Here is a 7,260-nt window from a genome sequence, read left to right as displayed (position 1 = left end):
AGCCGCATGCGCGCTGCACTTGCTTACCCCCAGCCACAAAGCCGACCCCCCGCGCCCTATATGGCGCCGGAGGTGGGGTCAAGGGGCTGGGGGTGGAGAAACTGCGTCGTCGGGGACGGTTCATGCTGCCTAGACTGGCGCGCGTGTCCGGACCCCACAGCAGCGGCGACCCTGCCCTCGACGCTGTGGCGATCGATGCCGTCGTCGCCGACGCTCTAAACCCGGCAGTGATCGAGGGCCACGTTGCCGAGGCGCTGGCCGCCATCCAGGCAGCCGGGACCCTGGAGGAGCTCAAGACAGCCCGCCTCGAGCACGCCGCGGAGAAGTCTCCCCTGGCTCTGGCCAACCGCGGGATCGGCGCTCTTCCCTCGAGCGCCGAGGCCGAGGCCGGCAAGCGGGTCGGCGCGTCCCGCGGCACGGTCACCAAGGCCCTCGCGACGCGACAGGCCGAGCTCGAGGCGGAGCGCGACGAGCGAATCCTGGTCGAGGAGGCCCTCGACCTCACCGCCACCCCCGGACGCCGCCCGTTGGGCCGCCGCCACCCGCTCACCTTGACCGCCGAGCGGATGGCCGACGTCATGGTGGGGATGGGCTGGGAGATCGCCGAAGGCCCAGGGGTGGAGGCCGAGTGGCTCAACTTCGACGCGCTCAACTTCGACAAGGACCACCCCGCCCGGCAGATGCAGGACACGTTCTTCGTCGAACCCGCCGCCGCCGGACTCGTGCTGCGCACGCACACCTCGCCCGTGCAGGCGCGGTCGCTGCTCGATCGCGGCGTCCCCCTGTATGTCGCGGTGCCGGGCAAGACGTTCCGCGCCGACGAGCTGGACGCCACGCATACCCCGGTCTTCCACCAGCTGGAGGGCCTGGCGATCGACGAGGGGCTGACCATGGCTCACCTCAAGGGCACCCTGGACCGGTTGGCCTCCGAGCTGTTCGGCGAGGGCATCACCAGCCGACTGCGGCCGGCGTTCTTCCCGTTCACCGAGCCCAGCGCGGAGATGGACCTGCGCTGCTTCGTCTGCCGGGGTGAGGACGCCGGATGCCGGACGTGTGGTGGGACCGGTTGGATCGAGTGGGGCGGCTGCGGCATGGTGCACCGCAACGTGCTGCGCGCCACCGGTGTCGACCCGGACCGCTACCAGGGCTTCGCCTTCGGCATGGGGGTCGAGCGCACGGCCATGTTCCGCAACGGCGTGTCCGACATGCGTGAGCTGATCGAGGGTGACGTGCGCTTCAGCGCACAGTTCGGGTTGGAGGTCTGATGCGGGTCCCGATCGACTGGCTGGGCGAGCACGTCGCCCTGCCCGCGGGCACCACCGGCGCGCAGATCGCCGCCGACCTGGTGCGCGTGGGTCTGGAGGAGGAGGCACTGCACGGCGGCGAGGTCACCGGCCCGCTGGTCGTCGGCCGCGTCCTGGACCTGGTCAAGGAGCCGCAGAAAAACGGCAAGACGATCAACTGGTGCCAGGTCGACGTCGGTGGCTCCAACCACACCGGCGAACCGCAGGGCATCGTCTGCGGCGCGCACAACTTCGACGTCGGCGACCTCGTCGCGGTGATCCTGCCCGGCGGGGGGCTGCCCACCCCGGTCGGGCCGATGGCCGTCACGGAGCGCAAGACCTACGGACACCTCAGTGCAGGGATGATCTGCTCGGCCCGCGAGCTCGGCCTCGGCGAGGACCACGAGGGCATCATCGTGCTCACCGACCTGCTCGGCGAGGCGGCCACCGACCTCGCGCCCGGTCAGGACCTGATCCCGGTGCTGGGGCTGGACCGTGAGGTGGTCGAGGTCAACGTCACGCCCGACCGGGGCTACTGCTTCTCGATGCGCGGCATCGCCCGGGAGTACGCACACAGCACCGGCGCCGCCTTCACCGACCCCGCCCACCTCACGGTCGCCCCCGCGACGACCAAGGGGTATGCCGTGCAGCTGGCTGACCAGGCTCCGCTGGAGGGCGTCCTGGGGTGTGACCGTTACGTCGCCCGCATCGTCCGGGGGCTGGACCTGTCTCGGCATACCCCCCGCTGGATGGCCACCCGGCTGACCGAGGCCGGAATGCGGCCCATCTCGCTGGCCGTCGACGTGACCAACTACGTCATGCTCGCCCTCGGTCAGCCGCTGCACGCCTTTGACCTGCCCAGTCTCGGCGGGCCGATTGTCGTCCGCCGCGCTCGGGCGGGGGAGAGCCTGCGGACCCTCGACGACGTCACCCGCACCCTGGACCCCGAGGACCTGCTGATCTGCGACGGCGGGGGGTCCGGCGAGCCCGAGACGGTGCTCGCCCTGGCCGGCGTGATGGGAGGGGAGTCCAGCGAGGTGTCGGCCTCCACCACCGACGTGCTCATTGAGTCGGCCCACTTCGACGCCCGCACGGTGGCCCGCACCGCGCGACGGTACCGGCTGAGCACGGAGGCCTCGAAGCGGTTCGAGCGTGGCGTCGACCCCGACGTCGCCGCGGCTGCCGCCCAGCTCGCGGTCGACCTGCTGGTCGAGCTCGGCGGGGGTGTCGCTGACGCGGAGGTCACCGATGCCGACCACCGACCGGCTCGAGAGCCCTTCACCATGGCCCTGGACCTTCCGCAGCGCTACACCGGCGTCGCCTACTCGCAGCGCCGGGTCCGGGAGATCCTGTCCGAGATCGGCTGCGAGCTGAGCCCGGCGCAGGGTGCAGCCGAGCACCAGGATGCGGCGGGCGCCGGTGGTGCGGGCCTGGTCCAGGTTCTGCCCCCCTCTTGGCGCCCCGACCTCACCGACGGCCCGAGCTTGGTCGAAGAGGTGGCCCGGATCGACGGCTACGACCGGATCCCCTCCGTCGTGCCCGCAGCTCCCGGGGGTCGCGGCCTGACCCACGGCCAGCGCGTCCGCCGGCTGGTCGCGAATGCGCTGGCGGCGCAGGGACTGGTCGAGGTGCTGACGTATCCCTTCGTCGGGCCGGAGCGGCTCGACGAGCTGGGGCTGGCGGCCGACGACGACCGGCGTGACGCGCTGCGGCTGGCCAACCCGATGTCCGACGAGGCGCCGCTGATGCGCACCGAGCTGCTGCAGACGCTGCCCGAGGCGCTGCGCCGCAACGTCTCCCGGGGGAGCCGAGACGTGGCGCTGTTCGAGATCGACACCGTCACCCGGCCCAGACGGGGCCCCGGTGCCCCCGTGCCCGGCGTGGGGGCGCGCCCTGACGAGGCGACCCTGAAGGCCATCCGCGGAGCCGTCCCCGACCAACCCTGGCATTTGGCGCTGCTCGCGGCCGGGGAGACCGAGCGGTCCGGCTGGTGGGGTGCCGGTCGCACCGTCGACGCCGTCGATGTCGTGGCCTGGGCACAGGCGGTCGGTGCGGCCCTCGGGGTGCCGCTCTCACCCCGCACGGCCGAACGCGCGCCCTGGCATCCCGGCCGGTGTGCCGAGCTGACCCTCGCCGACGGCCGCACGGTCGGCTGGGCCGGCGAGCTGCACCCCAAGGTCGTCCAGCGGCTCGGCCTGCCCGAGCGCACCGTCGGCGCCGAGCTGGACCTGGACCTGCTCATCGCGTCCGGTGCGGCCATCACCCAGGCCGTTGCCCTCTCCACCCATCCACCCGCCACCTCCGACATCGCGCTGACCGTGCCGAGCACCGTCGGTCGTGGTGCTGTTGAGGCGTCGGTGCGGGCCGGTGCGGGGGACCTGCTGGAGTCGGTGCTGCTGTTCGACGTCTACCGCGGTGACCAGATCGGGGCCGACGAGCAGTCGCTGGCCTTCCGGCTGACCTTCCGCGCGCCCGACCGCACGCTGCGGACGCAGGAGGTCAACGCCGCCCGCGACGACGCCGTGGCCCAGGCTGCTCTAGACCACGGCGCTATTCAACGCTAGCGCCCCCCCAGATCCGCGACAGGTGAAGGACGTGAACGCATGAGCTCTGCGACAACCGACAAGGTGGCACTGGTCACCGGTGCCTCCCGCGGTATCGGCGCCCATCTCGCGACGGCGCTGGCCCAGGACGGGTATGCGGTCGCTGCCCTGGCGCGCAGCCAGGGCTCGTTGACCGAGCTGACCGAGCGACTGCGCGGTGGCGGGGTGACGGTGCTGCCGCTGGCCTGCGACGTCACCGACGCGGACTCCGTCGCACAGGTGGTGCGCCAGGTGACCGGTGAGCTGGGCCGGATCGACCTGCTGGTCAACAACGCCGGCCTGATCGAGGACGAGGTGCCGATCTGGGAGGCCGACGCCGACCAGTGGTGGCAGGTCCTGGTGACCAACGTCCGCGGTCCGTTCCTGATGATCCGGGCCGTGGTCCCGGTGATGATCGAGCAGGGTGGCGGCCGCATCGTCAACATGAACTCCGGGGCCGGCACCAAGGAGAACCCGGTGTTGACGGCATACACCGCGTCCAAGTCGGCGCTGGGCCGGATCACCGGTGGCACGGCCGCGGCCGGCGCCGAGCACGGCGTGCTGGCCTTCGACCTGGCCCCCGGTGTGGTGCAGACGGACATGACGGCCTCGATGGACATGCACCAGGGCCGGACCGAGTGGACCGACCCGCAGGACGTCACCGAGCTGCTGCTCGCGTTGGCCTCCGGCGACCTCGACGCGTGGTCGGGCCGGATGGTGCGCGCCGGCAGCGACCCGGTCGAGAAGCTGCGCGAGCTGGCCGCCCAGGGGTTGCCCGACACCGCCCGGTTGGTGCGGCTGCTGCCCTGGGGCGAGGACGACCCCGTCGCCGACTGAGATGCCGCTCCAGCCGTATGGCGTGCGCCTGGCCTGGGCGGACGTGCCGGTGGTGGTCCACGACTGGGCCCAGGAGTGTCTCGGCGCCGACGTCGTCGACGCGCGGACCCAGCCCGGCGGGTTCTCGCCCGGCGCGGCAGCGCGGCTCGTCGCCGCCAACGGCCGACGCGGCTTCGTCAAGGCCGTGAGCCTGGTGCAGAACCCCGACACCCCGGACCTGTTGCGCCGGGAGATCGACGTGCTGGCCTCGATACCCGGCGAGGTCGGCGTGCCCGCCTTGCTCACCGCCTACGACGACGGCGACTGGGTCGCGCTGCTCATCGAGGACGTCGAGGGCCGGCACCCGCACACGCCCTGGCAGGACACCGAGGTCTCAGGCGCGACCGGCCGATCTCGACCCGTGGCTCGCCGACCGGCTGGCCGAGCTCGACGAGATGAGTCGCAAGGCCCTTGCCCGGTTGGCCGGGGACGCGATCGTGCACACCGACACCCGATCCGACAACCTGCTGGTGACTCCGCAGGGTCGGGTGCGCATCATCGACTGGCCGTGGGCCAGCCGGGGTGCGCCGTGGTTCGACGCCGTCACGCTGCTGGTCAACCTGGAGCTCTACGGCGGGGTCGAGGCAACGACATACCTGCCTCGTGTACGTGACCTGGGGGCGAGCGACGAGGACGTCGTGGGCACGCTGGCAGGCCTGTGCGGATACTTCGTCGAGGCCGCCACCATGCCTCCACCGCCGGGGCTGCCGAGCGTCCGGACGTTCCAAGGCGCCCAGGGTGCGGCATGCGTGCGCCTGCTGCGCCGACTCAACCGGGGCGGGTTGCTCCCCTAGTACTACAGGGCTAGATCGACCTGTAGGTATGCCATCGTCGCAGGTGGCAGGGATGTCGGGTGCCTGCTGCGTCTTGACTGCGGCTGGGTGAGTGTCGGTGGCCGAGGGTTGGGGCGGAAGGGTCCGGTCGGCGCCGGTTCTGGATCTGGTGTTTGTGCTTGTTCTGGGTCACCCGTGCTTTTGCTGAAAGCAGGCTTCATTTAGCCTAGGGTTTCACACGTGCGCTTAGCGGTTCTTGAATTAGTGGCCGGTATCGACGGCGTGTCGGGCGGGGGTTTTGCTTTTCTGAGCAGGAGAATAGTGGCATGAATGCTTCTGCGACAGGACACGCGATTGTGTACGATGGTGCGGTGACGCGCACCGATCTCGACGAGTGGAATTCTGATCTGGATAGTTTGTTCGCTCGGATGGGTGGGCTGTTCTACCGGACGGAATCGAAACGGCACGCTCAGCAGTACATGCGGGGTCTTCTCGCGCCGTTGGAACGGAAGAATGGTTGGACGATCGCCGAGTACACGGGGGAGCCCGAGCCGAAGGCCCTGCAGCGGTTCTTGAACCTGTCCCCGTGGAATGTGGATGATCTGCTGGAGATGAACCGCAGGTATGCGATGGAACACCTGGCCTGTCCGGGCGGCATTCTGGTGGCCGACCCGACGGGGTTCGCCAAGAAAGGCACCCGGTCGGTCGGGGTCCAACGCCAGTACTCGGGAACGTTGGGCCGGGTCGACAACTGCCAGATCGCGACGTTCCTTGGTTACGTCACCCCCGAGCGGGACCGGGTGCTGATCGACCGGGCCCTGTACCTGCCCCAGGAGTCCTGGATCCAGGACCCGGCCCGCCGCGCCGATGCCGGCGTGCCGGGCGAGGTCACGTTCAAGACCAGGCCGGAGCAGGTCATCGACATGGTCACCGCCGCCCTCGGCGCCGGGGTGCCGTTCGCCTGGTTCACCGCGGATGAGGAGTTCGGGCAGAACCGGCGCCTACGGCAGTTCCTTCAGGACCACCAGGTGCCCTACGTCATGGCGGTGCCGAAGAACACCGCGTTCACCAACCCCGGCGGTGATGTCGTCCGCGTGGAGCAGATCGCGGCGCGGTTGGGTCGCACCACCTGGCAACGACGCGCCTGCGGCATCGGGACGAAAGGATATCGCAGCTATGACTGGGCCCTGATCGATTCGGTCCACGAGGACCACCAATACCTATTTCGGAAATCGATCCGGGACGGGCAGATCGCCTACTACCATTGCTACAACCCTACCCGGGCAGACTTCTGCGAACTGGTCCACGTGGCCGGGGCGCGATGGCCGATCGAGGAATGCTTCGGATCCAGCAAGAACGAAGTTGGACTGGACAACTACCAGGTTCGCACCTGGACAGCCTGGCACCGACATATCACGCTGTCGATGCTGGCTCACACGTTCCTGGCCGTGACCGCACATAAAACCAAAAAAGGGGGCCCAAAAGACCCAGCCCGCTGACATCGTCCACCAAACCCGGAAAACACCGGCCCCCACCTCACACCGCAACGATCAATCGTCGCCTCATCGCCCTCACCATCGCCGAAGTCCGCCGACTCCTCAATTTGACCCTTCGCGACAAGGCGTCCATCGAATTCGCCCTGCACTGGTCCAGGTGGCGCCGACGTCATCAAGCCGACGCCCGCCCCGCTCACATCCGACGCCATCTCCGCCTACAAATGATCATGATCTAGCCCTGTAGTACTAG

At 69.8% G+C, this 7,260-nt stretch carries 4 protein-coding genes and 1 pseudogene; all 5 read left to right on the top strand.

What is annotated here, in order from left to right:
- Positions 1-143: 143 nt before the first annotated feature.
- The 5 genes and pseudogenes from pheS to ACR2FV_RS11300 all read left to right on the top strand — a co-directional run bounded on the left by pheS (position 144) and on the right by ACR2FV_RS11300 (position 7,013).
- Complete coding sequence (pheS, locus tag ACR2FV_RS11320) at positions 144-1,265, top strand: phenylalanine--tRNA ligase subunit alpha (RefSeq protein ID WP_434015801.1); 1,122 nt, start codon at positions 144-146, stop codon at positions 1,263-1,265.
- Positions 1,265-3,847: a phenylalanine--tRNA ligase subunit beta gene (pheT, locus tag ACR2FV_RS11315; RefSeq protein ID WP_434015800.1), complete on the top strand. Its 2,583-nt coding sequence runs from the start codon at positions 1,265-1,267 to the stop codon at positions 3,845-3,847. Before pheS ends, pheT begins: the two co-directional genes overlap by 1 nt.
- Positions 3,848-3,886: 39 nt before the next feature.
- Positions 3,887-4,702 carry an SDR family NAD(P)-dependent oxidoreductase gene (locus ACR2FV_RS11310; RefSeq protein WP_434015799.1) on the top strand — a complete coding sequence of 272 codons (816 nt, stop codon included), beginning with the start codon at positions 3,887-3,889 and terminating at the stop codon, positions 4,700-4,702.
- Positions 4,703-5,082: 380 nt separating this feature from the next.
- Positions 5,083-5,535 (top strand): annotated as a pseudogene (locus tag ACR2FV_RS11305) (phosphotransferase family protein); the annotation flags it as partial.
- 350 nt (positions 5,536-5,885) lie between these two features.
- Positions 5,886-7,013: an IS701 family transposase gene (locus tag ACR2FV_RS11300; RefSeq protein WP_434015798.1), complete on the top strand. Its 1,128-nt coding sequence runs from the start codon at positions 5,886-5,888 to the stop codon at positions 7,011-7,013.
- Positions 7,014-7,260 lie beyond the last annotated feature (247 nt).

The sequence above is a fragment of the Ornithinimicrobium sp. genome (genome assembly GCF_051004135.1).
In the GTDB taxonomy this organism is placed as follows: Bacteria; Actinomycetota; Actinomycetes; order Actinomycetales; family Dermatophilaceae; genus Ornithinicoccus.
Note: the sequence above shows the minus strand (reverse complement) of the source record. Positions and strands in the feature narration are given on the sequence as shown.

Bases quoted from the DNA above. Each gene is read 5' to 3' on its own strand.
- pheT (WP_434015800.1), top strand. From the start codon at position 1,265: ATGCGGGTCCCGATCGACTGGCTGGGCGAGCACGTCGCCCTGCCCGCG.
- ACR2FV_RS11310 (WP_434015799.1), top strand. From the start codon at position 3,887: ATGAGCTCTGCGACAACCGACAAGGTGGCACTGGTCACCGGTGCCTCC.